We start from the raw sequence: 27,000 nt of genomic DNA, 5'->3' as shown, positions 1-27,000 counted from the left end.
GCCGCCGGACGGAGGTGATCGTGTGGAGATCCTGTTGCTGGTGACCGCGCGCGCAGGTGAACCATCGGCAGTGCTGCCGGCGCTCGACCTGCTGCCGCATTCGGTCCGCACCGCACCCCGTGACGTCCGCACCCTGGTCGCCGGTCCGAGCCCGGACGCGGTGCTGGTGGACGCACGGTCCGAGCTGAGCGAGGCGCGGGCGACCTGCCGGATGCTGCACGCCACCGGCCTCGGCGTGCCGCTGGTGGCGGTGGTGACCGAGGCGGGGCTGATCGCGTTGAACGCCGACTGGGGCGTGGACGACGTCATCCTGGCCAGCGCCGGCCCGGCCGAGGTGGAGGCCCGGTTGCGCCTCGCGGTCGGCCGGCTCAGCAACGCCACCGCCGGCGCCGGCGGCTCGATCCGGGCCGGCGAGCTGACCATCGACCCGGACACCTACGCGGCCAAGCTCAAGGGCCGGCCGCTCGACCTCACCTACAAGGAGTTCGAGCTGCTGAAGTTCCTGGCCCAGCACCCGGGCCGGGTCTTCACCCGGGACCAACTGCTCCGCGAGGTCTGGGGGTACGACTACTTCGGCGGCACCCGGACGGTGGACGTGCACGTCCGGCGACTGCGGGCCAAGCTCGGCTCGGAGTACGAGTCGATGATCGGCACGGTCCGCCAGGTGGGCTACAAGTTCGTGGTCCCGCCGTCGCGGTCGCTGCCGGAGGCGGAGCACACCCCGCGGCCGGCCCGGGCGGAGCACGCCTGATCACCGGTCTGCACGATCGGGCCGCATCGCCGGTTTGAGCCGCGACCGTCGCGGTTCCACCCGTCCGGAGCAGTGTTTCCGATACGCCCCTTTTGCCCTGCTTGTCGGCCCTATTCTCAGGGCGAGTTGGCGGCGAGAGGGGCGACGGTGCGGGCACTGACCACGGGGGCGACGAGGGGACCGGCCCACGGTCCACACCGGCGGTGGCACTGATGGGCCCCCGGAACACCGGCCGCGCCGTGGGCGTCGTCGTCCTCGTGCTGGCCGCCCTGCTCGGCTCCGCGTACGTGCTCGGTCGGAGCCTGCTCCCCGACCAGCCCCGCTCCCGGGCCGGCGTCACGGCCAGCGTCCACGACACCGAGTACGCCGACCAGTCGCCCGGGTCCGGCAGCCCCACGGACGCCCCGTCGGGCCGCGCCGAGGCCGGCCAGGAGCCCGAGGCCCCTCGCGCGACCGAGAACCCGGACGACGGCCCGTCCGGCACCCGGGTGACCACCGGCTCCCCCAAGGTGGCGCTCACCTTCGACGACGGGCCGGACCCGCAGTACACCCCGCAGGTGCTGGAGATCCTCCGTCAGTTCCACGTCCGGGCCACCTTCTGCGTGGTCGGCGAGAACGCGCAGGCCCACCCGGACCTGATCCGGGCGATCGTGGCCGACGGGCACACCCTGTGCAACCACACCTGGCAGCACGACGTGCAGCTGGGCCAGCGCTCCCCCGCCACGATCCGGGCCGACCTGCTGCGGACCAACCAGGCGATCCACGACGCCGTGCCCGACGCCCCCATCGCCTGGTACCGGCAGCCCGGCGGCGCCTGGACGTACCCGGTGGTGTCGGTCGCCCAGGAGCTGGGAATGACCTCGGTGCACTGGAACGTGGACCCGGCGGACTGGGAGGTCCCCGGCGCCGCCCGGATCGCCACCCAGGTCACCCGGAGCGTCGGGCCCGGCTCGATCGTGCTGCTGCACGACGCCGGCGGGGACCGGCAGGGGACGGTCGACGCGCTGCGTCACATCCTGCCCGACCTGACCAGCCGCTTCCGCCTGGAGGCACTGCCGGTCGACGGCGCCACCTGAGCCCCCGCGCCGATGGGGCTACGGTGACGGGGTGAGCAGCGCGGAACCGACGACCGACCGGGTGGCCCGGGCCGACCGACTCGCCCCGGCCGAGGTGGCCGAGGCCCTGGCGCTGGCCCGCCTCGCCGGCGACGCCGACGGCGCGGACCCGTTCGACGAGCACACGCTGCTGCGGCTGCGGGACCCGGAGGCGCCGGCCGTGCACCTGACCGCCCGCGCCACCGACGGCACCCTGACCGGGTACGCCCACGTGGACACCTCCGACCCGGCGGCCGGCGTCGGCGCGGAGCTGGCGGTCCATCCGGCGTACCGGCGGCGGGGCACCGGCCGGGCACTGGCCCGGGGCGTACTGGCGGCGGCGTCCGGGCCGGTGCGGGCCTGGGCGCACGGCGACCACCCCTCCGCCGCGGCGCTCGCCGTCGACCTGGGCTTCACCCGCGCCCGGGTGCTCTGGCAGCTGCGCCGCTCGCTCGCCGCCGCGCTGCCCGCGCCCCGGCTGCCGGACGGCGTCGTGCTGCGCGCCTTCCGCCCCGGCGCGGACGACGAGGCCTGGCTCGCGCTGAACACCCGCGCCTTCGCCGCGCACCCGGAGCAGGGCCGGTGGACCCCGGCCGACCTGCGCGCCCGGCTGGCCGAACAGTGGTTCGACCCGGCCGGTTTCCTGCTCGCCGTCGAGGAGGCCAGCGGCCGTCTGCTCGGCTTCCACTGGACCAAGGTGCACGAACGTCCCGGCTCGGCCCGGATCGGCGAGGTCTACGTGCTCGGGGTGGACCCGGCGGCGCACGGCGGTGGGCTCGGCCGGGCGCTGACCACCGCCGGCCTGGCCCACCTGCGGGACGCACGCGGGCTGGACCGGGTGATGCTCTACGTCGACGAGTCGAACAGCAGCGCGGTGGCGCTCTACGAGCGGATCGGTTTCGCCCGCTGGTGCGGGCACGTCAACTACCAGCTGGGCTGATCACCTCGGCGGTCGTCGGCGATCGGGGCCGTCCGGGCGGTCACCGCGCGGTAACGGCAGCGCATCGGCGGGATAACGGCCGTCCCGGCAAGTCGGATAAATGGCGATAGCAGGCCGGCAGTTCACCTATCGGACAACCATCCCTCAGGCCGCGGCCACCCCGTCGGCCGCGCTTGTTCATCTTCCGTTCACTTCTGACCGGCGAACCGTCTACCTGGCACTCCTAGCTTTCGTGTCAGCCGGTCAGCGCCGGCGCCCGGGCCCCTTCCGGGCGACCTGACCAAAGACGTGAAGGGAAACCCCTCAGGTGAAGCTCCAGCGGCACGGCACCATCGCCTGCCTCGCTCTTACCGCGGTGCTCGGTCTCAGTGCATGCGGCTCGGACAACAACGAGCCGACCGGCACGTCCGCCTCGGGTTCCGCCAGTGCGGCGGACTGCGCCAAGGGCACGCTGAACGCGCAGGGCTCCTCCGCGCAGAAGAACGCCATGGCCGAGTGGATCAAGGCGTACCAGCAGAAGTGCGCCGGTACGACGATCAACTACGAGCCGACCGGCTCGGGCGCCGGCATCCAGGCCTTCATCGCCGGCACCGCCGACTTCGCCGGCTCCGACTCCGCCCTTAAGGAGGAGGAGAAGCCGCAGGCCGACGCCAAGTGCGCGGGCGGCCAGGCGCTCAACCTCCCGATGGTGATCGGCCCGGTCGCGGTGGTCTACAACGTCGCCGGCGTGGACAACCTCCAGCTCACCCCGACCACGCTCGCGAAGATCTTCGCCGGCAAGGTCACCAAGTGGGATGACGCGGCCATCAAGGCCGACAACCCGAACGCGAAGCTGCCGGCCGCCGCGATCCAGACGGTGCACCGCTCCGACGAGTCGGGCACCACGGACAACTTCACCAAGTACCTCGCCAAGACCGCCACCGCGGACTGGACCTTCGGCAACAACAAGGCGTGGAAGGCCCCGGGTGGCGTCGGCGCCGCGAAGTCGGACGGCGTGGCCAGCAAGGTCAAGAGCACCGTCGGCACGATCAGCTACGTCGAGTGGTCCTACGCCGAGAACTCCGGCCTCAAGAAGGCCAAGGTCCAGAACGGCGCCGGTGAGTTCACCGAGCTGACCGCCGAGTCGGCCGGCAAGACCATCGCCGGGGCCAAGATCGAGGGCCAGGGCGACGACCTCAAGATGTCGATCGACTACAACACCAAGGAGGCCGGGGCCTACCCGATCGTCCTGGTGACCTACGAGATCGTCTGCAGCAAGGGCCTCGCGGCCGACAAGCTCCCGCTGGTCAAGGGCCTGCTCGGCCACGCCGCCAGCGCGGAGGGCCAGGCCGACCTGGTCGAGCTGGGCTACGCCCCGCTGCCCGACTCGGTCCGCACCAAGGTCGAGGCCGCGGTCAAGAACCTCAGCTGACCTTCCCGAGCGACACCACCTCTCAATTCGAAGCGAGCGAGCAGATGGGTGAAACCCCTCACCGCTCGGCACACGCCGGCACCGGCGGGACGAGCGTGACCTCAGGTCACGACCGGCTCGCCGGTGCCTCGGCGCGTGTGGCCGAGACCTCCGTCAATGGCGGCCGGACTCCGGGCGGCGACGGGCTGGGCGGCGGCGGCGCGCTGCCCCGGGCCCGGGCCTTCGGTGCGGAACGCGCGTTCCGCGGCCTGACCCTGGCCGCCGGAACCGCCGTGCTGGTCATCATCGCGGCCATCGCGATCTTCCTGATCGCCAAGGCCGTTCCCGCGCTGCAGGCCAACTCCGAGAACTTCTGGACCTTCGAGGGCTGGTTCCCCAACGAGAACCCGCCCACGTTCGGCATCGGCGCGCTCGCCTTCGGCACCGTGCTCACCGCGCTGCTGGCACTGCTCATGGCGGTGCCGGTGGCGCTGGGGATCGCCCTCTACCTCTCCCACTACGCCCCGCGCCGGCTGGGCAACGGTCTCGGGTTCCTGATCGACCTGCTGGCCGCCGTGCCGAGTGTGGTCTTCGGGCTCTGGGGCCGGGACTACTTCGTCGGGCCCATCTCGGACCTGTCGGCGTGGCTGAACAAGTACTTCAGCTGGATCCCGATCTTCGGCGGCGACGGACCGTTCGGGAACTCGATCCTGCTCGGGTCGGTGGTGCTGGCGATCATGGTGCTGCCGATCATCACCTCGCTCTCCCGGGAGGTCTTCCTCCAGACCCCGACCGCCAACGAGGAGGCCGCCCTCGCGCTGGGCGCCACCCGCTGGGAGATGCTGCGCACCGCGGTGCTGCCGTACGGGCGGCCCGGCATCATCGCCGCCGTCATGCTCGGCCTCGGCCGGGCGCTCGGCGAGACCATCGCGCTGGCGCTGACCCTCGGCTCCACCTACGCCATCTCGTTCAACATCCTCGAGAGCGGCGGCAACACCATCGCGGCGAACATCGCCAACCGGTTCGCCGAGGCGAACGACACCGGCCGGGGCGCGCTGATCGCCTCCGGTCTGGTCCTCTTCGCCATCACCCTGATCGTCAACATCACCGCCCGGGCGATCATCTACCGCCGCCGCGAGTTCACGGAGTCGGCCGCATGACCACCACCCTCACCTCACACCGTCCCCGCCCGCCGGCGCAGCCGGTGACCCTGCAGGCCCGGCGCCTGCCCGCGTACGCCGCCCCCGCGATCGCGGTGGCGGCCCTGCTGCTCGCCGCCGGGATCGTCTACGGCGCCAACCTCGGCGGCCCGGTCCTGGTCGTCGTCGTCGGCGCGCTGCTCTACCTGGCCGGCCTCTTCGCCGCCGCCAACGCGGTCGAAGGCCGCCGGTCGGCCCGCAACCGCACCTGGAGCGCGCTGATCCACTCCGCCTTCGTGCTGGCCGTGCTGCCCCTGGCCTCGGTGGTCTGGACGCTGTTCAGCAAGGGCACGGAACGCCTCGACGGCAACTTCTTCGGCACCTCGATGAACAACATCGGGGCCCGGGACGCCAACGGCGGCGCCTACCACGCCATCATCGGCACGCTGGAGCAGGTCGGCATCGCCACCCTGATCACCGTCCCGCTCGGGGTGCTCTGCGCGATCTACGTGGTCGAGTACGGGCGGGGCCGGTTCGCCTTCGCGATCCGGTTCTTCGTCGACGTGATGACCGGCATCCCGTCGATCGTCACCGGCCTCTTCGTGCTGGCGTTCTGGGTGCTGATCGTCTCGCCGTGGTTCAACGACGGCCGGCCCGGCTTCTCCGGCTTCGCCGCCGCGCTGGCGCTCAGCGTGCTGATGCTGCCGACCGTGGTCCGCTCCACCGAGGAGATGCTGCGCCTCGTCCCGGCGCCGCTGCGCGAGGGCGCGTACGCCCTCGGCGTGCCGAAGTGGAAGACCATCCTGCGGGTCGTGGTGCCGACGGCGCTGCCGGGCATCGTCACCGGCATCATGCTCGCCATCGCGCGGGCCGCCGGCGAGACCGCCCCGGTGCTGCTCGTCGCCGGCGGCGGCGCGGCGATCAACTTCAACCCGCTCGAGAACAACCAGTCGTCGCTGGCCCTCTTCGTCTACCAGCAGGCCGGCGAGGCCTCGAAGTACTCGCCGGCGCGGGCGTGGACCGCGGCGTTGACCCTGGTCGCCCTCGTACTCGTCCTCACCATCGCGGCGAAGTTGCTGGCCCGTCGCAACCGGCTCGCCCGATGATCCCCGGAGGTACCGCCACCATGGCCAAGCGCATCGACGCCACCAACGTCACCGCCTACTACGGCGGCTTCAAGGCGATCGAGAACATCAACCTGACCGTCGAGCCCAAGACGGTGACCGCCCTGATCGGCCCGTCCGGCTGCGGCAAGTCCACCTTCCTGCGCTCGATCAACCGGATGCACGAGGTGCTCCCCGGCGCCCGGGTCGAGGGCAGCCTGACCATCGACGGTCAGGACATCTACGACCGGGACGTGGACGTGACCGCGGTGCGCCGCATGATCGGCATGGTCTTCCAGCGGCCCAACCCGTTCCCGACCATGAGCATCTTCGAGAACGTGGTGGCCGGGCTGCGCCTCAACGGCGTCCGGAAGAAGTCGATCCTGGACGAGGCCGCCGAGAAGGCGCTGCGCTCGGCCAACCTCTGGGACGAGGTGAAGGACCGGCTCGCCAAGCCGGGCGCCGGCCTCTCCGGCGGTCAGCAGCAGCGCCTCTGCATCGCCCGCACGATCGCGGTCGAGCCGCAGGTGGTGCTGATGGACGAGCCCTGCTCGGCGCTGGACCCGATCTCCACGCTGGCCATCGAGGACCTGATGTTCCAGCTCAAGGACAAGTTCACGATCATCATCGTCACGCACAACATGCAGCAGGCCGCCCGGGTGTCGGACCGGACCGCCTTCTTCTCCATCGAGAAGACCGGCGACCCGGGCCGGCTGATCGAGTACGACAACACGCAGAAGATCTTCAGCAACCCGAGCGTGAAGAAGACCGAGGACTACATCACCGGCCGCTTCGGCTGAGCCGCTGGTTCCCGGTCCGCGAGGGGCGTCGGTCGCACTGACCGGCGCCCCTCGGCGTCTCCGGCGACCGGCGCGCCTCTCTCGGCCCCGGCCCGCTCCACACCGCCGGCACCGTCCGGCACGTGCCGGAGCCGGCCGCGTCGACCGGGTGCCCCGCGCGTTTTGCGGCGTGTCGGGGTGTCCCGGTCGCCGGATACCCCGACACGCCGCAAACGGCGGCGGGGCCGGTCTCCGGCGGGCGGGCGGCGGCCGGCGGGCGGCCGCGGAAGAGGAGGAGTGGCGGGTGCAGTTCAGGAGAGGACGAAGCGGGGCTCGCCGTCATCGGGGAGGTCCAGGCGCGGGGTGACCGGGGTGGCGGCGTCCCGGTCGGCCGCCGCCCGCGCCACGCCGGCCAGGTCGCCGGCGGCGACCACCTGGGCCAGGGTGACCAGCGTCGGCGGCAGCATGGTCAGCTCGCCGGCCTCGGCCCGGGCCAGGGCGTCCGCCGGGCGGATCCACATGGTGTGGTCGGCCTCGCCGGAGACGTCCCGGGTCCGCTGCCCCTCGGGCAGCAGCGCCACGAAGAAGTACGTGTCGAAGCGGCGCGGCTCGAACTCCGGGGTGATCCACCGGCTCCACGGCAGCAGCAGGTCCGACCGGAGGGTCAGCCGCCGCCCGGCGAGCAGGTCGGCGAAGCCCACCCGGCGGGCCTCCAGGTCCTGCCGGGCGGCCTCCCACTCGTCGCCGCTGACGTCGCCGACCACGGTCGAGGCGTCCGGGCCGGCCAGCAGCACGCCGGCTTCCTCGAAGACCTCCCGCGCGGCGGCGCAGACCACCGCCTGGGCTGCCGCCGGGGCCACCCCCAGCCGGCCGGCCCACTCCGCCGGCTCCGGGCCGGCCCAGTCCAGGTGCGCCTGGGAGTCGGAGCGGTCCACCCCGCCGCCGGGGAAGGCGTACATCCCGCCGAAGGCCATCGCGGCGACCCGGCGGATGACGTACACCTCGAAGTCGTCGCCGGCCGGGCGCAGCAGCAGCACGGTGGCCGCGACCCGCGGCACCGCCGGGGTGCCACCCTCGGCGCGGAACCGGCGGGCGTGCTCGACCAGGGCGGCCGGGGCGGCGAAGCCGTCACTGTCGATCGTCATCCCGCGAGCCTAGTTCCCGAGCTGTGGATCGCCCGACCGGCCGGTCGGCGATCTTCGTTAGCCTGCCGGCATGACACGTTGGGGAATCCTGGCCACCGGGTACATCGCCGGCCGCTTCGCCGAGGACCTGCGCCTGGTGCCGGGGGCCGAACTGGTCGCGGTCGGCTCGCGGACCGCCGAGAGCGCCGAGCGGTTCGCCGCCCGGCACGGCATCCCCCGGGCGTACGCCTCGTGGACCGAGCTGGCCGCCGACCCGGACCTCGACGTGATCTACGTGGCCACCCCGCACGCCGCCCACCACGAGGCGACCCGGGTCTGCCTGGACGCCGGCCGGGCGGTGCTGGTGGAGAAGCCGTTCACCCTCGACCTGCCGAGCAGCAGCGAGCTGGTCGAGTCCGCCCGCGCCCGTGGGGTCTTCCTGATGGAGGCCATGTGGATGCGGACGAACCCGCTCGTCCTGCGGCTGGTCGAACTGATCGCCGACGGGGCGATCGGCGAGGTGACCAGCGTCCGGGCGGACTTCGGCGCGGCCGGGCCGTTCCCGCCCGAACACCGGATGCGGGCCCGCACCCTCGGCGGCGGCGCCCTGCTCGACCTCGGCGTCTACCCGGTGAGCCTGGCCCACCTGCTGCTCGGCGTTCCGCAGCACGTGCACGCCTGGGCGAAGCTCGGCCCGGAGGGCGTGGACGAGAACACCGGCATCGTCCTCGGGTACGACTCGGGCGCGGTCGCCACGCTCGGCTGCGGCATGGTCGGCGCGACCGCGATCACCGCCTCGATCACCGGCACCACCGGCCGGATCGACCTGCCCGAGCCGTTCTACCGGCCGGGGTCGGCGGTGCTGCACCGGGCCGGCGCCGAGCCGGAGATCATCCCCGCCGACCTCACCGGTGGCGGCTACCAGCACGAGGCCGCCGAGGTGCAGCGCTGCCTGGCGGCGGGGCTGACCGAGAGCCCGCTGGTGCCGCACTCCGCCACCCTAGAGGTGATGGGGCTGCTGGACGGCATCCGGGAGCGGATCGGCGTGCACTACGCGTGAGGGGCCCCCTGCCGGTGGCGGGGAGCCCCTCGACGGGCGGTACGGCCGGGATCAGAACAACGGCCGGACCACCAGGTAGGTCAGGCAGGCGATCAACGCGGCCGCCGGGAACGTGATGATCCAGGCGAGCACGATGTTGCCCGCGACGTTCCAGCGCACCGCGGAGAGCCGCTTGGTGGCGCCCACACCCATGATCGCCGAGGTGATCGTGTGGGTGGTGGAGATCGGGGCCTTCAGCACCAGGGCGTTGAAGTAGAGCACCATGCTGGCCACCGTCTCGGCGGCGAAGCCCTCCGGCGGGCCCAGGTCGATGATCTTGCGGCCGAGGGTGCGGATGATCCGCCAGCCGCCCGCGTAGGTGCCCAGCGCCAGCATGGTCGCCGAGGTCCAGAACACCCAGCCGGGGATGTGCGTCTTGTCGTCCTGGAAACCACCGGTGTAGAGGGCCAGCACCACGATGCCCATGGTCTTCGCGGCGTCCTGCATGCCGTGGCCGACCGACATGGCCGCCGCCGAGGCGGTCTGCGCCCAGCGGAAGCCCCGGTTGAGCTTGCCCGGCTGCCCCTTCCGGAACAGCCAGAGGATGGCCAGCATCAGCAGGTAGCCGAGGGTGAGGCCGACGATCGGCGACAGGATCATCGGGACGATGACCTTCTGACCGATGTTCGCCCACTGCACCACGCCGCCGCTGGCGAGCAGGGTCGCCCCGACCAGGCCGCCGAAGAGGGCGTGCGAGGAGGACGACGGCAGGCCGAAGTACCAGGTGATCAGGTTCCACGCGATGGCGCCGAGCACCCCGGCGAAGACCACCCCCAGGCTGGCCACGCCCGTGGGCAGGGTGACCAGGCCGTCGCCGACGGTCTTGGCCACCCCGGCGCCGAAGTGCGCGCCGACGAAGTTGCCGACCGCGGCCAGGAGCAGGGCGATCCGGGGTGTCAGCGCCCGGGTGGAGACGCTGGTCGCGATCGCGTTGGCGGCGTCGTGGAAGCCGTTGGTGTAGTCGAACACCAGGGCCACCACGATCACCGCCAGCACGGCGATGAGTTCGGGACTCACAGGATCAGGACTCCTTGACCGCGATGGTCTCGACGGTGTTGGCCACGTGCTCGAAGGCGTCGCAGGCGGCCTCCAGCTCGTCGGCCACCTCCTTCATCTTCAGCACGGTCAGCGCGTCGTACTCACCGGAGAAGAGCCGGACCAGCAGCATCCGGTACATCTGGTCGCCGTTGTTCTCGAGCCGGTTGCACTCGATCCAGTAGTCCTCGAGATCCTTCATCGACTTCAGCCGGGGCATCGCCTCGGCGGTCAGCTTCGCCTGCTGGTCGAGCACGGTCACCAGCTCGTGCAGCTCGCGCGGCAGGGCCGGGAGCTTGGTCAGGCCGTACAGGTAGAGCAGGTTGCCGACCGCCTCGAGGTGGTCCATCACGTCGTCGAGCAGCGAGCCCAGTCGGTAGATGTCCTCCCGGTCGAACGGGGTGATGAAGGTCGAGTTGATCTTCTTGTACAGCTCGTGGGTGATCTGGTCGCTGTCGTGCTCGACCTCGGTCAGCCGCTCGCTCACGGACTGGACGTCGACGCCGGGCAGGGCCAGCTCGTTCAGCAGTTCGGTGCCCTTCACCAGATTCTGTGCGGCCCTGGTGAAGAGCTCATAGAAGGCGCCCTCGGTGGGACGGAAGGAAAACTTCACAGCACGGACCTCGTCGTGTCGGTGGAAGGGTGGCCGACGCCGCCGGGGCGTCTGCTCTGGGCATGCTAAGGACATGGGAAAACCGGGCATTCCCCGGCCCACCCCTGGTCAGGCCCGATTCACCGCTCGTTCACCCGCCGTTCACCTTCACCCCTTCATCGTCGGCCCGCAACCGGTCGCGCTCGCGCTCGACGTCGAAACCGGCAGCCGGATACCCCAGATGCAGACCGGCGAACGTCTCCCGCAGCAGGTGGGCCACCGCCCAGTCCCGGTACCACTTGCGGTCCGCCGGCACCACGAACCAGGGCGCGGCCTCCGTGCCGCACCGCTGGAGCGCCTCGGCGTACGCGGCCTGGTAGTCGTCCCAGCGGGCCCGGGAATCGAGGTCCGACGGGTTGTACTTCCAGTGCTTGCGGGAGTCGGTCAGCCGCTCCAGCAGCCGCTCGCCCTGCTCCTCGCGGGAGATGTGCAGCATCACCTTGACCAGGGTCACCCCGGCGTCGACCAGCTCGCGCTCGAAGGCGTTGATCTCGTCGTACCGGGCCCGCCAGGTGGCCTCCGGGACCAGCTCCGCCACCCGGGCCACCAGCACGTCCTCGTAGTGTGAGCGGTTGAACACCCCCACGTACCCGGGCGGGGGCAGCGCCCGCCGGATCCGCCAGAGGAAGTCGTGCCGCAGCTCCTCCTCGGTGGGCGGGCCGAAGGAGCGGATGTGCAGGCCCAGCGGGTTCATCGCGCCCGCGACCCGCTTGACCGTGCCGTCCTTGCCGCCGCAGTCCATCGCCTGGAGCACCAGCAGCACCCGACCCGGCCGGTCCGGGGCCAGCTCCGCGCCACCCATGGTGGGCGCCGACGCGGGCGCGTCCGGCTCGCCGGCGGCCTTCGCGGTGGCGAAGAGCATCTCCTGCTGTTCGCCCAGCTCCGCGCCGAGCAGATCGACCTGCTCCCGGGCCCAGGCCTTGCGGGACCGGCCACCGCCGGCCGCCGCCGGCAGCCCCGGGGTCGAGCGGGGATCGACCGTACGCGGGTCGACCGCCCCCGGTGAGACCCGGAGCAGGTCCCGCATCTTTCCGCCCTCGGGTGCCACGATGTCCGATCCATCGACTGCGCTCATCCCGCGATCATCGCCCACCTCGCCCCCCGCCGCCTCCCGAGCACCACCCGCCCTCCCCTCCACTCCCCCACCCCGCCCAAGATCCGCGCACGTTCGGAGAATGAGTGGCCTCGGCGCTCCGAGGCCCCGCTTTCTCGGAAAGTGCGCGCTGTCGGACGGGGCTGGCGGGAGTGGGTGTCACGTTTTGGGGCGGTGGGGCGTCCGGTGGGCGGGGAGAATGCCGTCGGGTGGGGAGGCGACTGTGACGGTGGACGCGGTGAGCGAGTTCGAGGCCGAGCGCGGGCGGCTGATGGCGGTGGCGTACCGGATGCTGGGCAGCCGGAGCGAGGCCGAGGACGCCGTGCAGGAGACCTGGCTGCGCTACGCCACTGCCCTCGGCGACCCGGCCGCCCGCGCCGAGGTGCGGCACCTGGGCGGCTGGCTCACCACCACCTGCGCCCGGATCTGCCTCGACCTGCTCCGCTCCGCCCGGGTACGCCGGGAGACGTACCCGGGGCAGTGGCTGCCCGAGCCGCTGGTGACCCCGCTGGGCGCGGCCCCGGAGCCGGACGGCTTCGCCCCCGATCCGGCCGAGCGGGCCGTCCGCCGCGACCAGCTCGGCACCGCCCTGCTGGTGGTGCTGGAACGGCTCACCCCCGAGCAGCGGGTGGCCTTCGTGCTGCACGACGTCTTCGCGGTGCCGTTCGGCCAGATCGCCGAGGCGCTCGGCACCAGCCCGGAGGCGGCCCGGCAGCTCGCCTCCCGGGCCCGCCGCGCGGTCAACGCCCCGGACGCGCCCCGGCACACCGCCGACCTGGTCGAGCAGCAGCGGGTGGTGTCCGCCTTCGTGGCCGCCACCGAGTCCGGCGACCTGGCGGGGCTGATGCGGGTGCTGGCGCCGGACGTGGTGCTGATCGGCGACGGCGGCGGGCACGCCCCGGCCGCCCGCAACCCGATCGCCGGGGCCGACAAGGTCGCCCACTTCACCCTCGGCCTCTTCAGCCAGGCCGGCCGCTTCGGCCACCGGGTACGCGCCCGGCCCGTGCTGGTGGACGGGACGCTCGGGTTGCAGATCGAGACCACCCGGCCCGACGGGCGGACGCAGCGGCTGGTCAGCTCGTTCGCCGTGGACGGCGGGCGCATCACCGGCATCTTCAACCAGCTCAACCCGGACAAGCTGACCCGGGTGGCGGAGATCGGCGCCGAGGACGGCTGGCCACAGCGCTGGTGAGGCCGGCTCAGACCACCAGGGCCAGCCACTTCCGGTACGACGTGGCGAACGGCTCGGTGCCGTCGCCCAGCGCGCCCAGCAGCCAGCGCGACGCCGCCTCCGCCTCGGCCACCAGGTCGTCGGGGTAGCCGAACCGCTCCCGGTGCTCGGCGAACTCGTCCTCGTCGCGCAGCTCGACCGCCCCGGTGGCACGCCGGCGCACCACGTCCAGGTCCAGGTCGAACAGGCGCACGGTGTCGTCGCCCTCCCAACGGGCCGGGGTGGTGATGTCGCAGTAGACCTCGCTGGTCCGCGGCGGCGGGTTGAACATGCCCGTCCACCAGGCGTGGTGCGGCACCAGGAGCACGAAGGGGATCTGCTCCACCGAGGGCCGGCCGTGGTAGACCGACTCGGTGCCGGCCGGCACACCCAGCCAGACCCCCAGGTCGTCCTCGGTGAGCCGGCGGGCCGGGTAGTCGCGGTGGGCGCTGCCGTCGTACTTGCGGTAGATCACGCGGACCACGTCGCTCGGCATGAGTCGCACCCTAACCGATTCCGCCCAACGGTCGCTGCGCGGAAGTAACCGGTCACGATCGGGTATCCCACGCGGCCGGGTGGCGCGCCCGGTGTCGGCGTCGGCGGGTACCGTCGCACGGTGACTCCGCCGCGCACCGCCACCGGTTCCGCCACCCCCCGCGGCCGGCGTCGGGGCGCCCGGCCCAGCGGCGGCGAGCTGCTGGCCGCCGCGGTCGGCGCGGTGCCCGGTGGCGCGGCCCGCCCCGGCCAGCAGCAGATGACCGAGGCGATCGAGCACAGCATCGGCTCCGGCGAGCACCTGCTGGTGCAGGCGGGCACCGGCACCGGCAAGTCCCTGGCCTACCTCGCCCCCGCGCTGACCGTCGACGGCCCGGTGGTGGTCTCCACGGCCACCCTGGCGTTGCAGTCCCAGCTGGTCGACCACGACCTGCCCCGGCTGGCCGACGCGGTGGAGCCGCTACTCGGCCGACGGCCCACCTTCGCGGTGCTCAAGGGCCGGCACCACTACCTCTGCCTGGCCCGGCTGGACAACTCCACCGAGGAGGAGCCGGAGGACACCCTCTTCGACGCCCCGGCGGCGCGGCCCGGGGGCGGCACCAAGTGGCTCGGCGAGGCCGGGCGGCTGGGCAAGCAGGTCCAGCGGCTGCGCGACTGGGCCGACGAGACGGCCACCGGTGACCGGGACGAGCTCGACCCGGGCGTCGACGACCAGGCCTGGCGGCTGGTCTCCATGCCGGCGCGAGAGTGCGTCGGTGCGTCCCGCTGCCCGTTCGGCCAGGAGTGCTTCGCCGAGGCGTCCCGGGCCCGGGCGCGGGAGGCCGACATCGTGGTCACCAACCACAGCCTGCTCGCCGTCGACATGATCGCCGGCCGGCACATCGTGCCGCCGCACAAGCTGCTCATCGTCGACGAGGCGCACGAGCTGGCCGACCGGGTCTCCTCGGCGGCCCAGGCCGAGCTGGTCCCGGAGCTGGTCGACCGGTCCGCCCGGCGGGCCCGGCCGCTGCTGCGACCGGACGTCGCCGAGCGGCTGACCGAGGCCGGCGACGCGCTCGCCGTCGGGCTGGCGGAGGCGCCGGCCGGGCGGATCACCGCCGGGCTGCCGGCCCCACTGCGCGAGGCGTGCACGCTGCTCGACGCGGCGACCCGGGCTGCGCTGGACGCGATCGGCGACGTCAAGGCCGACGACCCGGACCCGGTGCGCAAGCAGCAGGCCAAGGCGGTGCTGGACGAGCTCTCCACCACCGCCCAGCGGCTGCTGGAGGAGGCCGACCACGACGTGGCCTGGGTGGAGAAGCCGGAGAACGGCAGCCGCCGGGCGCTGGTGGTCGCGCCGCTGTCCGTCGCCGGCACCCTCGCCACCCACCTGTACGACGAGCGCACCGTGGTCGCCACCTCGGCCACGCTCGCGCTGGGCGGGCGCTTCGACACGGTGGCCCGGGCGTTGGGGCTGGACGCTCCCCCGCCCGCCCCGCCGTCGCCGGCCGCCGCCGCGATGGCCGTGACCGCCGCCGCCGGCCGGCCGGGCGGCACGCCGGGCGCCGGATCGGAGGCCGGCGGGGTGGCGGTCGCCGCGGGCAGCCGGGCCGCGACCGGCACCGTGCCCGCCACCGAGGGCCCGGGCTGGCGGTCGTTGGACGTCGGCTCCCCGTTCGACTACGCCCGGCAGGGCATCCTCTACGTGGCCGCGCACCTGCCCCGCCCGAGCGTGTCGGGGCTGCCCGAGGCGGCGGGCGAGGAGCTGCTGGGGCTGGTTGGCGCGCTCGGTGGCCGTACCCTCGGGCTCTTCTCGTCGCGGCGGGCGGCGCAGCAGGCCGCGGAGCTGCTGCGCGCGCGGACCGACCTGCCGGTGCTGCTCCAGGGCGAGGAGGCGCTGCCGCTGCTGGTCCGCCGGTTCCGGGAGGAGCGGTCGAGCTGCCTGTTCGGGGTGATGTCGCTCTGGCAGGGGGTGGACGTCCCCGGCGACGCGTGCCAGCTCGTGGTGATCGACCGGCTGCCCTTCCCGCGCCCGGACGAGCCGCTGGCCGCCGCCCGGGCGGCGGCGGTGGACGCCGGTGGCGGCTCGGGTTTCGCGGCGGTCAGCGTGCCGATCGCGGCCGTCCGGCTGGCCCAGGGGGTGGGCCGGCTGATCCGGGCCACCGGCGACCGGGGTGTGGTCGCGGTGCTGGACTCGCGGCTGGAGACGGCGCGCGGCTACGGGCCGTTCCTGCGCCGCTCGCTCCCCCCGTTCTGGTACACCACCCGCCCCGACGTCGCCCGCGGCGCCCTCGAACGCCTCGCCAAGGCCTGACCTCCCTCCCCCTCCCGCCCCCAAGCGCTTCTGCGGCTAGGTCGCGACACGCCGCAAACGGCCGCATCGCCAGGCGCGGAAGCCGCGACACGCCGCAAACGGCGGTGCGGGCGGCGAGGAGGCGCGGCACGGCCCGCGCGGCCCGCGACGCGAGGGGCCCGCCCCCGGGAAGGGGGCGGGCCCGTTTTGCGGATCTGCGCGGTCAGGGCGCGTGGGAGGCGACCACCACCGCGTCCGGCGGGGTGTCCGGGACGGTACGCGCGGCCAGCCGGCGGACCGCGGTGTTGAGCACCGCGATCAGCGGCACCGCCACCAGCGCGCCGGTGATGCCGGCCAGCACCACGCCGGCCGCGATCCCGATGATCACCGCGAGCGGGTGGATGGCCACCGCCCGGCCCATGATCAGCGGCTGGAGGACGTGGCCCTCGACCTGCTGCACCCCGATCACCGCACCCAGAATGATCAACGCGGTCACCGGGCCGCTGTCGACCAGCGCCACCAGCACCGCCACGACACCGGAGAGCGCGGCGCCGACGATCGGGATGAACGCGCCCAGGAAGACCAGCGCGGCCAGCGGGAACGCGAACGGCACGTCGAAGATGACGAGGAAGATGCCGATGCCGACCGCGTCGATGAAGGCGACCAGCACCGTGGCCCGCACGTACGCGCCGAGCGTGGCCCAGGAGGCCCGGCCGGCGTCGTCGACCTTCCAGCGGGCGGCCACCGGCAGCAGCCGGACCAGGAACCGCCAGATGTTGTTGCCGTCACGCAGGAAGAAGAAGGTGGCGAAGAGCACCAGGACGGTGCCGGTCAGCACCTCGGCCAGGGTGCTCGCGGTGGCGAGGGCGCCGCTGGTGAACTTCTCGGTGTTGCCGTTCACCCAGGCCTGCGCCTCGTCGATGTAGCGCTCCAACTGGCCGTCGGAGAGGTGCAGCGGGCCGGTCTTGAGCCAGTTCTGGATCTGCCGTACGCCCTGCGACGACTTCTCGCTCAGCTCCGGCACGCCCTGGATGAACTCGTTCACCACCAGGGTCAGCGTGCCGACCACCGCCGCCAGGCCGCCGACCAGCACCACGGCCGTCGCCAGCGACCGGGGGAAGCGCGCCCTGAGCAGCCAGCCGACGGCCGGCGCGAGCAGCGCCGAGAGCAGCAGCGCCACCGCCAGCGGGATGATCACGATGCTGATCGTGCCGACGATCTTCAGCACCGCCCAGGTGACCACGCCGATCACGATCAGCCGCCACGACCAGGCGGCGGCGATCCGCAGCGCGTGCGGCACGTCCGCGTCGTCGCGGCTGCTGGTCGAGGTGTGCATCGCGGCGGGCGGCTCCGCGCCGACCACGGTCGCCGACCTCGGCGCGGCCGGCCCCGGGGACGCCGGCGAGGCGATCCGGGCCTCCTCGGGCACGTCGGCGGGGGTGGAACGACCGGAGCGCACCGACTCCCGCCCGGACTCGTACGCGCGGCGGAGCCGACCGCGTACCCGCTCGAAGCGGCTCAAGCGCACCTCCTCAGGATGGAACCGGGCCGCCCAGGACGACGGTCCGGACAGGGTACGTCCGACAGCGACACCGTAGGGCAGTTCCGCCACACATTGCCCCCGCCCAGCACCGCTCAACCGCGGCGACGATCGCCCCCGGGCACGCGGTAGCGTCTTCGCGTGACCGCCGATCAGAACCTCGACTCCGGCCTGCCGATCCGTCTGCTGCACGACCGGGTGCTGGTGCGGGTGGAGGGCAGCGAGGGTGAGCGCCGCTCCACCGCCGGCATCGTGATCCCGGCCACCGCCGCCGTGGGCAAGCGGCTGGCCTGGGCGACCGCGGTGGGGGTGGGGCCCAACGTCCGCGCGATCGTCTCCGGTGACCGGGTGCTCTTCGACCCCGACGAACGCTCCGAGGTCGAGCTGCACGGCCGGGGGTACGTCCTGCTGCGCGAGCGCGACGTGCACGCCGTCGCCGCCGAGCGGGTGGAGACCGAGTCCACCGGCAACACCGGCCTCTACCTCTAGTGCGGTGTCCACTAACGTTCACCGGGTTCCGGTTCGGCGTTGTGGATCCTCGCTATGGGGGCGAGCGACTCCCCACCGGGTGGTGGGGCGGGCCTCCGCGGGCCAACTCGATCCTCACGCCGCCGGTGGTGCACGGGGCGGCGGGGATCACGTCGGGATCGGCCAGCACCGGGGAGGTGGCGGCCGGCTCGACGGTGCGTGACCACCTGCGGGAGCACGGGAACAGCTGCGCTGGTGGTGGGTCCGCCGCCCGGGGTGCGGGTGGCGATGCTGGCAGCCGCGACCAGGTCGCGGTGCCCGGAGAATGCGCAGTGCGGGCAGGACAACGTGCGTCCACGGGGTTTGGGGACCCGCTTTCGGCAGGCGGGGCAGGTGGAGGAGGTCCCGCGTTCGTCGACCAGGTGGACGGTGATGCCGGCCAGGATTGCCTTGTCGATGAGGATCTGGATCAGCCGGCCGATCTGCCACTGCCGCAGCCGCAGGTTGTGCCGCCGCCCAGCAGGCAGGTCGAGCACGCTGCGGGGGTCACCGATGTGCAGGACACCCACCCGCTGCCGGGCAGCCCAGGAGACGACCGTGCGGGCGGCTTCATGCTGGGCCTGGCGAACCCGCCGCCGATGCCGACCCTCCACCGCCCGGGCCCGGCGGCGGTACTGCCGCCACCGCCGTGACCCCCGCTCACCCGGCTTCGGCGCCCGCCCGGCGACAGCCCGGCGGCGGGCCTTCGTGTCGGCCAGGTGCATGCGATGCTCGGCGCGGATCGCCCGCCCGGACACCAGCAGCCCATGGCCGTCGGGACCAGCCATCGCATAGGGGTGGATGATCCCCAGATCCACGCCCGCCACCCTGCCGGGATCCGGTTCCTCACCGGGCGGGTAGACCGTCACCGGGACCTCGGCGGTCACGTCCAGGAACAGCCGGCCGGCCTCACACAGCAGGGTGATCGACCGGATCTGCTCGGCCGGATACGGCAGGTCCCGTCCCAGACGCACCCACAACGGGGCGGTGCCTCTCGCGGTGGGGATCCGCACCCGGCGCCCGGCGAGGGTGAACGTGCCGTGATACCAGCGCACCGGCATCAACCCACGCCGCCGACGCGGGAACCGCGCCGACACATCATCGTCCTTGCGGCGCTTCGCCGCCGCGAACCACGCATCCGAAAACCGGTGCAACACCGACCGGGCACCCGTGGAGTCCAACTCGGCGAACGTACCCGGCCCCGACGCCGCCAACTCCCGACACAACTCCTGGTAGCCGACCAACGGCTCGTCGCCACAGCGGCGGCGCCAGGCGTTGACCTCCAACACACACGCCCACACGTCGCCAGCCGACCGCAGCAACCCGAAACACCGTCGCCGCTGCCCCGACGTCACCCGCAACCCGACACGCGCCGTCCGGTGCACGACACGCGGCGCGGCAGGATCACGACGACGAGGCACAAACCGAAGCCAACACCACCCCTACGACATTTCTCACCGGCGACCAACCCGGCGAACGTTAGTAGGACACCGCACTAGCCGATCACCTGTCGACGGCACCGGCGTGCCGTTGTTTCACCTCGACCACCGGCCGCGCCGTTTGGGCGTCCTGTCGAGGGGAAGCCAGGCCCCAATCAGGGCCCTGGGGAGGGACGATGCCGGAATTGGTGAGGAAGCTTTTGTTCTGGGGCTTCATCGCGTTCCTGATCTTCTTCATGGCGTTTCGGCCGGACGGGGCGGCGCAGATGTTCAAGGGAATCGGCGCGGGCCTGATGGCGATCTTCCAGGGCCTCGGTGACTTCATGACCAGCCTGATGACCTGACCACCGTGCGCCGGCTCCGCACCGGCGGCGCCTGGCGCGGGTCAGGGCTGCCTGGGCCCCCAGGGCACGGCCGGGGGCGGGCCGTACCAGCCGGGTGGGGGGTGGGCGGCCGGGAGCGGCGGCGGGGCCAGCACCACCGGGATCGGCACCACCGGGGAGTCCGGGGCGTCCACCGCCCGCTGCGAGCCGTCCGGGAAGCGCAGGTGGTAGCGCTGCCCGTCCCAGACCCCGACCGGCGCCTGCGGGTCACGCCCGACGAAGAACGCCCGGTACGCCGCGATCGCCTCCAGCAGTTCCCGCTCCTCCCGCACGGTGCGCTCCCGGTCGGCCGCCTTGCGGTCCAGCCCCCGGCGCATCCCGTCGCGCAGCAGTGCCAGCCGGGTGGCCGCGAACTGGTAGCCGCGCATCGCCCGCAGTCCGGCGTCGCCGCCGACCCGGCGGGCCCAGAGCCGGGCGGCGTGCCGCCGGCCGAGGCTGCCCAGGGCCGCCACCTCGGGCGGGCTGAGCCAGCCGGCCCGGACGTAGTCCGGCAGCGTCCGCTCGGTGAGCCGCCCCTCCCAGGCCCGCAGCCAGACCGCGAAGCCGACCATGCCGAAGAAGATCGGCACCATCAGCGCGACCATGCCGTACATGAAGATCACCAGCTCGCCGGTGGCCTGCACCAGCGTCGGGATCAGGTTCCAGGTGCCGTGCAGCATCATCGCCAGCAGCAGGCCGGCGGCCGGCGCGAGGAACCGCACCCGGCGGTCCGCCGTCCGGGCGGCGATGCCCAGCCCGACCCCGGTCATCGAGGTGAACAGCGGGTGGGCGAAGCCGAAGAGCAGGATCCGGGTGATGAAGATGGCGAACACCTGCCGGAAGCCGGTGGCGGGGCCCCACTGGTCGGCGCCCGTGGCGTACCCGTAGCCACCCAGGTAGAGGATGTTCTCCACCATGGCGAAGCCGACCGCCGAGAGCCCGCAGTAGACCAGGCCGTCGGTGATGCCGGACCACTCCCGCCGCCGGAAGACCAGCAGCAGGATCGGGCCGAGCGCCTTGGTCAGCTCCTCGATGAACGGCGCCACCAGCACGCCGGTGAGCGCCTGCGGCAACCCCCAGTCCTTGAACAGCCCGGCCGCGGTCTCGTTGACCGTCAGCGAGGCGGCGGTGGAGACGAACGCGCCCCAGGCGAAGCAGAAGATCAGGTACTTCAGCGGCTCCGGCTCGTACCGGTCGAGCCAGAGGAAACAGGCGACCAGCACCGGCACCGGCAGGATCGCCGCCACCAGGCCGATGAGCAGTGCCTCCAGCCCGAGGTTGGAGCCGAGCACGAAGAGCATGTAGACCGCGCAGGCCGCGATCAGCAGCACCACCCCGGCCAGCGCCAGGATCCGTCGCCAGCCGAGCCGGCGCAGCGGCATCCGGGGCAGGGCTCCACCCGACGGCGGCGGGAGGGCGGGCGCGAGCGGCGGCGGCGCGGGCGAGCCGGGCGGGGTGTCGGCCATGCGGTCAGCGTAGTCATCTCCGGTCCACTGGTCCGGGCGCATCGGTGGTGGTTATGCTGCGGTCAGGTCACGAGCGCCAGCGTCAAGCCCCGGCTTGCTGGCCGGCAACCCTCGTCGAGGTTCGCGGTGGGGTGCCCCGGGTGATGACCGGGCCCGGCCCGATCCGTGTGCTGGGCAAGCGCGGACCCCGTCCCGTGTGCCCACACGCGGGGTCCCTGGACCCCGGAGGCCCACCATGACCCTCACCCTCGTACCGCCCGCCGCCCCGGCCACCGTCACGCCGGCGTCGACCGGGCCGGATCCGCTCGGCGTGCTCGGCGTACCCGGGCAGGTGAACCTGGACCACGCCGCCAGCGCACCCTGCGCGCGGGCCGCGGCCGACGCGGTGGCCGAGCTTCTGCCCTGGTACGCCAGCGTGCACCGCGGCGCCGGGGCGCTGTCGCGGCGCTGCACCCTGGCCTACGAGCGGGCCCGGCAGACGGTCGGCGACTTCTTCGGCGCCCGGCCCGACGACCACGTGGTGTTCACCCGCAACACCACCGACGCGCTCAACCTGCTGGCCAGGGCGCTGCCCCCGGGCACCACGGTGGTCACCTTCGCCGGGGAGCACCACGCCAACCTGCTGCCCTGGCCGCGCGGCTCGGTCCGCCTGCCGGTGCCGGAGAGTCCCGCCGGGGCGGTCCGGGCGCTGGACGCCGCGCTGGCCGAGCTGCGCCGGGGCGCCACGTCCGGGCTGCCGGTGCTGGTCGCGGTGTCCGGGGCGAGCAACGTGACCGGCGAACGCTGGCCGGTGGCCGAGCTGGCCCGGGTGGCCCGCCGGCACGCCGCCCGGATCGTGGTGGACGCCGCCCAGCTCGCCCCGCACGCGCCGGTGGACGTCGCCGCGCTGGACGTGGACTACCTGGCCGTCTCCGGGCACAAGCTGTACGCCCCGTTCGGCGCGGGGATCCTGCTCGGCCGAGCGGACTGGCTGGACGCCGCCCCGCCGTACCTGGCCGGGGGCGGCGCCACCAGCCACGTCGGCGCGGCCACCCACGAGGTGCGCTGGACGACCGGCCCGGCCCGGCACGAGGGCGGTACGCCCAACCTGCTCGGCGCGGTCGCCCTGGCCGCCGTCTGCGCGGCGCTGGCCGGGGCGGACCGGGCGGCGCTGCACGCCCACGAGCAGCGGCTGGTGGACCGCCTGCGCGACGGGCTCGCCGCGCTGCCGGACGCCGTCGAGCTGCGCACCTTCTCCCCCGAAGCGCCCCGGGTGGGCATCGTGTCGTTCGTGCTGGCCGGCCGGGACTCCGCCGAGGTGGCCGCGTACCTGGCCGGGGAGCACGACATCGGGGTACGCGACGGCCTGTTCTGCGCGCACCCGCTGGCCCGGCGGCTGCTCGCCGAGGCGGCGGCGCGCGCCGGGCGGGACGACCTGCCGCCGACCGCGCTGCGGGCCAGCCTCGGGCTGGGCAGCACCGTGGCGGACGTGGACCGGCTGCTGGCCGCGCTGGCCGCCCTGGGCTGAGCGCGGGCGCGGGCGCTGACCCGCGGCGCTCGGGCGGGACCGGTGCGGGCGGGGTTCAGCCGATCGGCGGGGCGGTGGGGGGCTTCGGGGTGCCCTGCCGCTCCGCCGGCTCGCCGGCGGGCTTCTCCTGGTCGCCGAAGGACCTCCGGACCAGCCGGTTCGCCTCCTCCTGGTCGAGGCCGGAGGCGACCAGGAGGTCGCTGGCGGTGGTACGCACCTGGGCGACCACCACGCTGCCGGAGAAGCCGACGCCCTCCGCGTAGGCCCGGCCGGCCTCGCTGACCGCGCGCAACGAGCGTTCCCGGGCCTTCTCCGGTTCCTCACCGACGGCGAACTCGTGCCGGAGCAGGCGCACCACCTCGGCGAGGTGGGCCACCGCGTCCGGCAGGGGCTCCGGCACCGGCTCCTCGTCCTCGATCATCGTGACGGCGCGCCGGATCAGGGTGCCGCTGTTGCGCATGGCCCGGTCGATCGGATCGGCGGCCTCCGCGTAGTGGGTCAGCTCGCTGCGCCGGTGCCACCGGGCTGGCGAGAGGGTGCTGGTCTCCTTCGCGCCCTCAATGGCCTCGGTGAAATTGGCCAGTTCCTCCTTGTTCTCGCGGAGCCGTTCCAGGGCCCGCTGGGCACTGCCGCGGTCCCGGTTGCGCAGCGCCTCGGCGGTGATGTCGAGCTGGGCGGCGAGCAGGTCCAGCGCCGGCCGGGCGGCCCGGTTGATCACCCGTAGCGGGTTCAGCGGCAGCAGGATCGCCGTCACCAGCAGCGCGATGCCGCCGCCGATGAACGCGTCGATGAAGCGGGGTATCTCCAGGTCCTGGGTGGAGGGGCTGAGCGTGACGATCAGCACCGCGGTCGCCGCGGCCTGGATGACGATGGCGACGCTGGCGCCGAAGAAGATGGTCAGCAGGATGGCCGACGTCACCACTATGCCGAGCTGCCATCCCCCGGTACCGAGGAAGTAGATCAGGACGTCGCCGAGGAACACCCCGACCGCGACCCCGATGATCAGCTCCACCGTGCGGCGCAGCCGCTGGCCGACCGAGGCGGCCAGGGTGCCGACCGCCGAGATCGGCGCGAAGACCGGCTGCGGGTTGTTCAGGAACTCGTGGGAGACGACCCAGGCCAGCGCCGCGGCGAGCCCGGCCTGGACGGCGAGGCCCAGGGCCATCCGGACCCGGTGCAACCGGTCGTGCAGGGTGGCGCGGCTGCGGTGCCGCAGCTCCTCCACCGCGTCGGCGATGCGCATCGAGTCGACGTCGGACTCACCGTCGCGCCGGCCGAGCCGACGCCACAGCGGTAGTCGTCGGTCCCGGGCCACGGCCATGGCCGGGACTACCCGTACCGGCGCGGTTCATCCCCGCCCGCTCGGGCAGACTCGGCGAGGTGACGGAGCTGATCGACCGCTGGCGGACGGCCGCGCGGGACGCCGGCGCCCCGGACGGGCCGGCGCTGGTCCGGGCCGGGGAGGAGTTGCTGGCCCGGTGGCGGGAGCCGCAGCGGCGCTACCACACCGTGCGGCACCTGACCGCCGTGCTCGACGTGGTCGACGGGTACGCGGAGCTGGCCGACCGGCCGGACCTGGTCCGGCTGGCCGCCTGGTGCCACGACGCGGTCTACGACCCCCGCGCGGCCGGCGAGGCCAACGAGCGGGACAGCGCGGCGCTCGCCGGCACGCTGCTGACCCCGCTGGGGCTGCCGGCCGCCGCGGTGGCCGAGGTGCGCCGGCTGGTGCTGCTCACCGCCGGGCACGCCACCACCGCCGACGACCGGGACGGCGCCCTGCTCTGCGACGCCGACCTGGCGATCCTCGCCGCGCCCCGGCAGGAGTACGACGCGTACGCCGCCGCGATCCGCGCGGAGTACGCGCACGTGCCGGAGCCCGACTTCCGGGCCGGCCGGGCCCGCGTGCTGACCGCCCTGCTCGCGCTCCCCGCCCTCTACCGGCTCCCCCCGCTCGCGGCCCGCTGGACCGACCCGGCCCGCGCCAACCTCACCCGCGAACTCGCCACCCTCACCTGACCTCCCCGGCCCGGCCGGGCGGGCGCCCGGCGGCATGATCCGCTCCCCGTTTGCGGCGTGTCGCGGTCTCCGCGCGGCGTAACACCGCAACACGCCGCAAACCGCGACCGCCACCCCGACCCGCGCGCCCCGACCATCCCGTCCGACCGCGTCGGCCCAGATGATCGGCTCACGGTTTGCGGCGTGTCGCGGTCTCCGCGCGGCCGGACACCGCGACACGCCGCAAACCGCGGCGGCGCCGGGCAGGGGCGACGGGGTCAGCGAGCGGGGCGGGTCAGGTGTTTGGGGCGGCGCAGGCCCGCGTCGCGGAGCAGGCGGACCAGCTCCCGGCTCGGGACCACCCGGGCCCCGAGCCAGACGGCCATGGCGAAGCGCTCGGCGGGGATGTCGTAGTGGTCGCGGTCGAAGCCGCGCCGGGGTGCGCCCAGCGCCTCGGCGAAGGCGTGCAGCTCCGCGAGGGAGACGTCGCTGATCAGGTGGGACCAGAGCCGTCCCCGCGACGGCCAGGCGGGCCGGTCCAGGTACAGCATGGCGGCCAATCTAGCCGCCGGTTAGCCTCTCCCGCATGGCCGGATCCCCCCTCCTCGACGACCTGCGTGCGGCGCTCGGCGACGACGCCGTCCTCACCGACCCCGATCTGCTCCGGATGCACCAGCGCGACGAGGCGGACCTGTGCCCGGCCGGTACGCCGCTGGTGGTGACCCGCCCGCGCGACACCGGGCAGGTGGCCGCGGTGGTCCGGGCCGCCGCCCGGCACGGCGTACCGGTGGTGCCGCAGGGTGCCCGGACCGGCCTGGCCGGCGCCGCGAACGCGATCGACGGCGCGGTGGTGCTCAGCACGGTGGCGATGGACGCCATCCTGGAGATCGACCCGGTGAGCCGGATCGCCGTGGTGCAGCCCGGCGTGGTCAACGCGCGGCTGGCGGCGGCGGTGGCCGAGCACGGCCTCTACTACCCGCCGGACCCGGGCTCCTGGGAGTCCTCCACCATCGGCGGCAACGTCTCCACCAACGCCGGCGGCATGTGCTGCGTCAAGTACGGGGTGACCACCGAGTACGTGCTCGGCCTGGAGGTGGTGCTCGCCTCCGGCGAGGTGCTGCGCACCGGCCGGCGCACCGCCAAGGGGGTCGCCGGCTACGACCTGACCCGGCTCTTCGTCGGCTCGGAGGGCACCCTCGGGGTGCTCACCGAGATCACCGTGTCGCTGCGCCCGGCGCCGGAGGAGTCGCTGACCATGGTGGCGGTCTTCGGATCGACCGCCGAGGCGGGCACCGCGGTGGCGCAGATCGCCGCCCGAGGGCTCACCCCCAGCCTGCTGGAGCTGCTCGACCGGACCCACCTGGCGGCGATCGAGGCGTACCAGCCGATGGGGTTGCGGACCGACGCGCAGGCGCTGCTGCTGGCCGCCTCGGACACCGGCGCGCGGGCGGCGGAGGACCTGGCCCGGCTGGCCGAGGTCTGCGAGGCCGCCGGCGCCGAGGAGGTGTACGCGGCCACCGACGCGGTCGAGGCGGCGGCGCTGCTCCAGGCCCGCCGGCTGGCCCACCCGGCGATGGAGAAGTTCGCCGCGGACGCCTTCCCCGACGGCAACGGCGGTCTGGTGATCGACGACGTGGCGGTGCCGCGCGGCTCGCTCGCGGCGTTGCTCGACGGGGTCGCGCGGATCGCCGAGGAGTGCGACGTGCCAATCGGCGTCGTCGGGCACGCCGGGGACGGCAACGTGCACCCGAACATCGTGGTGGACCGGGCGGACCCGGCCAGCCTGGAGCGGGGCCGGCGCGCCTTCGACGAGATCATGCGGCTGGGCCTGGACCTCGGCGGCACCTGCACCGGCGAGCACGGCGTCGGGCTGCTCAAGCGGGACTGGCTGGCCCGGGAGATCGGTCCGGTCGGGGTGCGGGTGCACCAGGCGATCAAGGCGGCGCTCGACCCGGCCGGGCTGCTCAACCCGGGCAAGGTGCTCTGAGGCGCGGGCCCGGCCGCTGCC

24 protein-coding genes, 2 pseudogenes and 1 riboswitch are annotated in these 27,000 nt (G+C 73.8%); of the genes and pseudogenes, 16 read left to right on the top strand and 10 right to left on the bottom strand.

Going from position 1 to position 27,000, the window contains the following annotated elements:
* Positions 1–22 precede the first annotated feature (22 nt).
* The 7 genes from ACTMTB_RS01320 to pstB all read left to right on the top strand — a co-directional run bounded on the left by ACTMTB_RS01320 (position 23) and on the right by pstB (position 7,217).
* Complete coding sequence (locus ACTMTB_RS01320; RefSeq protein WP_441142109.1) at positions 23–751, top strand: winged helix-turn-helix transcriptional regulator; 729 nt, start codon at positions 23–25, stop codon at positions 749–751.
* 212 nt (positions 752–963) lie between these two features.
* Positions 964–1,827: a polysaccharide deacetylase family protein gene (locus ACTMTB_RS01315; protein ID WP_441142108.1), complete on the top strand. Its 864-nt coding sequence runs from the start codon at positions 964–966 to the stop codon at positions 1,825–1,827.
* Positions 1,828–1,858: 31 nt separating this feature from the next.
* Positions 1,859–2,785: a mycothiol synthase gene (gene mshD / locus ACTMTB_RS01310; RefSeq protein ID WP_441142107.1), complete on the top strand. Its 927-nt coding sequence runs from the start codon at positions 1,859–1,861 to the stop codon at positions 2,783–2,785.
* Positions 2,786–3,092: 307 nt separating this feature from the next.
* The gene (gene pstS / locus ACTMTB_RS01305) at positions 3,093–4,196 is read left to right on the top strand and encodes a phosphate ABC transporter substrate-binding protein PstS (protein WP_441142106.1); all 1,104 of its coding nucleotides are present in this window, start codon (positions 3,093–3,095) and stop codon (positions 4,194–4,196) included.
* A 44-nt stretch (positions 4,197–4,240) separates the two neighbouring features.
* A complete protein-coding gene (gene pstC / locus ACTMTB_RS01300; RefSeq protein WP_441142105.1) occupies positions 4,241–5,335 on the top strand; it encodes a phosphate ABC transporter permease subunit PstC in 1,095 nt (364 codons plus the stop codon).
* Positions 5,332–6,420 carry a phosphate ABC transporter permease PstA gene (gene pstA / locus ACTMTB_RS01295; RefSeq protein WP_441142104.1) on the top strand — a complete coding sequence of 363 codons (1,089 nt, stop codon included), beginning with the start codon at positions 5,332–5,334 and terminating at the stop codon, positions 6,418–6,420. The genes pstC and pstA overlap by 4 nt, the downstream gene beginning before the upstream one ends.
* A gap of 20 nt (positions 6,421–6,440) precedes the next feature.
* Positions 6,441–7,217, top strand: a complete 777-nt coding sequence (pstB, locus tag ACTMTB_RS01290; protein ID WP_441142103.1) for a phosphate ABC transporter ATP-binding protein PstB — start codon at positions 6,441–6,443, stop codon at positions 7,215–7,217.
* Between the two features lie 290 nt (positions 7,218–7,507).
* Here pstB and ACTMTB_RS01285 read toward each other — a convergent pair whose 3' ends face one another.
* A complete protein-coding gene (locus ACTMTB_RS01285; RefSeq protein ID WP_210773678.1) occupies positions 7,508–8,341 on the bottom strand; it encodes an NUDIX hydrolase in 834 nt (277 codons plus the stop codon).
* Between the two features lie 70 nt (positions 8,342–8,411).
* Between ACTMTB_RS01285 and ACTMTB_RS01280 the strand changes: the two genes are divergently transcribed.
* A complete protein-coding gene (locus tag ACTMTB_RS01280; RefSeq protein ID WP_441142102.1) occupies positions 8,412–9,380 on the top strand; it encodes a Gfo/Idh/MocA family protein in 969 nt (322 codons plus the stop codon).
* Positions 9,381–9,431: 51 nt separating this feature from the next.
* On the opposite strand, the gene ACTMTB_RS01275 is transcribed toward ACTMTB_RS01280, so the two are convergent.
* From ACTMTB_RS01275 to ACTMTB_RS01265, 3 genes are all read right to left on the bottom strand, one after another.
* The gene (locus tag ACTMTB_RS01275) at positions 9,432–10,436 is read right to left on the bottom strand and encodes an anion permease (RefSeq protein ID WP_441142101.1); all 1,005 of its coding nucleotides are present in this window, start codon (positions 10,434–10,436) and stop codon (positions 9,432–9,434) included.
* A gap of 4 nt (positions 10,437–10,440) precedes the next feature.
* Positions 10,441–11,067 carry a DUF47 domain-containing protein gene (locus ACTMTB_RS01270; protein WP_441142100.1) on the bottom strand — a complete coding sequence of 209 codons (627 nt, stop codon included), beginning with the start codon at positions 11,065–11,067 and terminating at the stop codon, positions 10,441–10,443.
* A gap of 130 nt (positions 11,068–11,197) precedes the next feature.
* The gene (locus tag ACTMTB_RS01265; protein WP_441142099.1) at positions 11,198–12,181 is read right to left on the bottom strand and encodes a PPK2 family polyphosphate kinase; all 984 of its coding nucleotides are present in this window, start codon (positions 12,179–12,181) and stop codon (positions 11,198–11,200) included.
* A 217-nt stretch (positions 12,182–12,398) separates the two neighbouring features.
* Here ACTMTB_RS01265 and sigJ point away from each other — a divergent pair, with 217 nt between their 5' ends.
* Positions 12,399–13,391, top strand: a complete 993-nt coding sequence (sigJ, locus tag ACTMTB_RS01260; RefSeq protein WP_441142098.1) for an RNA polymerase sigma factor SigJ — start codon at positions 12,399–12,401, stop codon at positions 13,389–13,391.
* Positions 13,392–13,398: 7 nt separating this feature from the next.
* On the opposite strand, the gene ACTMTB_RS01255 is transcribed toward sigJ, so the two are convergent.
* Positions 13,399–13,905: a DUF402 domain-containing protein gene (locus ACTMTB_RS01255; RefSeq protein ID WP_441142097.1), complete on the bottom strand. Its 507-nt coding sequence runs from the start codon at positions 13,903–13,905 to the stop codon at positions 13,399–13,401.
* Positions 13,906–14,025: 120 nt separating this feature from the next.
* Here ACTMTB_RS01255 and ACTMTB_RS01250 point away from each other — a divergent pair.
* Both ACTMTB_RS01250 and ACTMTB_RS01245 read left to right on the top strand, forming a co-directional pair.
* Positions 14,026–15,378 (top strand): annotated as a pseudogene (locus tag ACTMTB_RS01250) (ATP-dependent DNA helicase); the annotation flags it as partial.
* A 132-nt stretch (positions 15,379–15,510) separates the two neighbouring features.
* Positions 15,511–16,197 (top strand): annotated as a pseudogene (locus tag ACTMTB_RS01245) (ATP-dependent DNA helicase); the annotation flags it as partial.
* A 202-nt stretch (positions 16,198–16,399) separates the two neighbouring features.
* Here ACTMTB_RS01245 and ACTMTB_RS01240 read toward each other — a convergent pair.
* A complete protein-coding gene (locus ACTMTB_RS01240) occupies positions 16,400–17,698 on the bottom strand; it encodes an AI-2E family transporter (RefSeq protein WP_441142096.1) in 1,299 nt (432 codons plus the stop codon).
* A 159-nt stretch (positions 17,699–17,857) separates the two neighbouring features.
* Here ACTMTB_RS01240 and ACTMTB_RS01235 point away from each other — a divergent pair, with 159 nt between their 5' ends.
* On the top strand, positions 17,858–18,205 hold the full coding sequence (locus ACTMTB_RS01235) for a GroES family chaperonin (protein ID WP_238449163.1): 348 nt from the start codon (positions 17,858–17,860) through the stop codon (positions 18,203–18,205).
* Positions 18,206–18,216: 11 nt separating this feature from the next.
* Here the strand turns inward: ACTMTB_RS01235 and ACTMTB_RS01230 are convergent, their stop codons facing one another.
* Positions 18,217–19,578, bottom strand: a complete 1,362-nt coding sequence (locus ACTMTB_RS01230; protein ID WP_441142095.1) for an RNA-guided endonuclease InsQ/TnpB family protein — start codon at positions 19,576–19,578, stop codon at positions 18,217–18,219.
* A 260-nt stretch (positions 19,579–19,838) separates the two neighbouring features.
* Between ACTMTB_RS01230 and ACTMTB_RS01225 the strand changes: the two genes are divergently transcribed.
* The gene (locus ACTMTB_RS01225; RefSeq protein WP_357612023.1) at positions 19,839–20,006 is read left to right on the top strand and encodes a hypothetical protein; all 168 of its coding nucleotides are present in this window, start codon (positions 19,839–19,841) and stop codon (positions 20,004–20,006) included.
* A gap of 41 nt (positions 20,007–20,047) precedes the next feature.
* On the opposite strand, the gene ACTMTB_RS01220 is transcribed toward ACTMTB_RS01225, so the two are convergent.
* On the bottom strand, positions 20,048–21,532 hold the full coding sequence (locus tag ACTMTB_RS01220; RefSeq protein WP_441142094.1) for a PrsW family intramembrane metalloprotease: 1,485 nt from the start codon (positions 21,530–21,532) through the stop codon (positions 20,048–20,050).
* A gap of 23 nt (positions 21,533–21,555) precedes the next feature.
* Positions 21,556–21,677, top strand: a riboswitch (SAM riboswitch).
* Positions 21,678–21,725: 48 nt separating this feature from the next.
* Here ACTMTB_RS01220 and ACTMTB_RS01215 point away from each other — a divergent pair.
* Entirely contained in the window at positions 21,726–22,997 is a 1,272-nt protein-coding gene (locus ACTMTB_RS01215) for an aminotransferase class V-fold PLP-dependent enzyme (RefSeq protein WP_441142093.1), read from the top strand.
* A gap of 55 nt (positions 22,998–23,052) precedes the next feature.
* Here the strand turns inward: ACTMTB_RS01215 and ACTMTB_RS01210 are convergent, their stop codons facing one another.
* A complete protein-coding gene (locus tag ACTMTB_RS01210; protein WP_441142602.1) occupies positions 23,053–24,312 on the bottom strand; it encodes an FUSC family protein in 1,260 nt (419 codons plus the stop codon).
* Between the two features lie 65 nt (positions 24,313–24,377).
* On the opposite strand from ACTMTB_RS01210, the gene ACTMTB_RS01205 reads away from it, so the two are divergent.
* Positions 24,378–25,013 (top strand): HD domain-containing protein, encoded by a 636-nt coding sequence (locus ACTMTB_RS01205; RefSeq protein WP_441142092.1) that lies wholly within the window; start codon positions 24,378–24,380, stop codon positions 25,011–25,013.
* A 257-nt stretch (positions 25,014–25,270) separates the two neighbouring features.
* On the opposite strand, the gene ACTMTB_RS01200 is transcribed toward ACTMTB_RS01205, so the two are convergent.
* On the bottom strand, positions 25,271–25,543 hold the full coding sequence (locus ACTMTB_RS01200; protein ID WP_154941551.1) for a DUF4031 domain-containing protein: 273 nt from the start codon (positions 25,541–25,543) through the stop codon (positions 25,271–25,273).
* 35 nt (positions 25,544–25,578) lie between these two features.
* Here ACTMTB_RS01200 and ACTMTB_RS01195 point away from each other — a divergent pair, with 35 nt between their 5' ends.
* Positions 25,579–26,979, top strand: a complete 1,401-nt coding sequence (locus ACTMTB_RS01195; protein WP_441142091.1) for an FAD-binding oxidoreductase — start codon at positions 25,579–25,581, stop codon at positions 26,977–26,979.
* The last annotated feature ends 21 nt before the right edge of the window (positions 26,980–27,000 follow it).

Source organism: Micromonospora sp. L32, from assembly GCF_052068055.1.
Classification (GTDB): domain Bacteria; phylum Actinomycetota; class Actinomycetes; order Mycobacteriales; family Micromonosporaceae; genus Micromonospora; species Micromonospora purpureochromogenes.
This window is presented reverse-complemented; position numbering and strand designations above follow the sequence as displayed.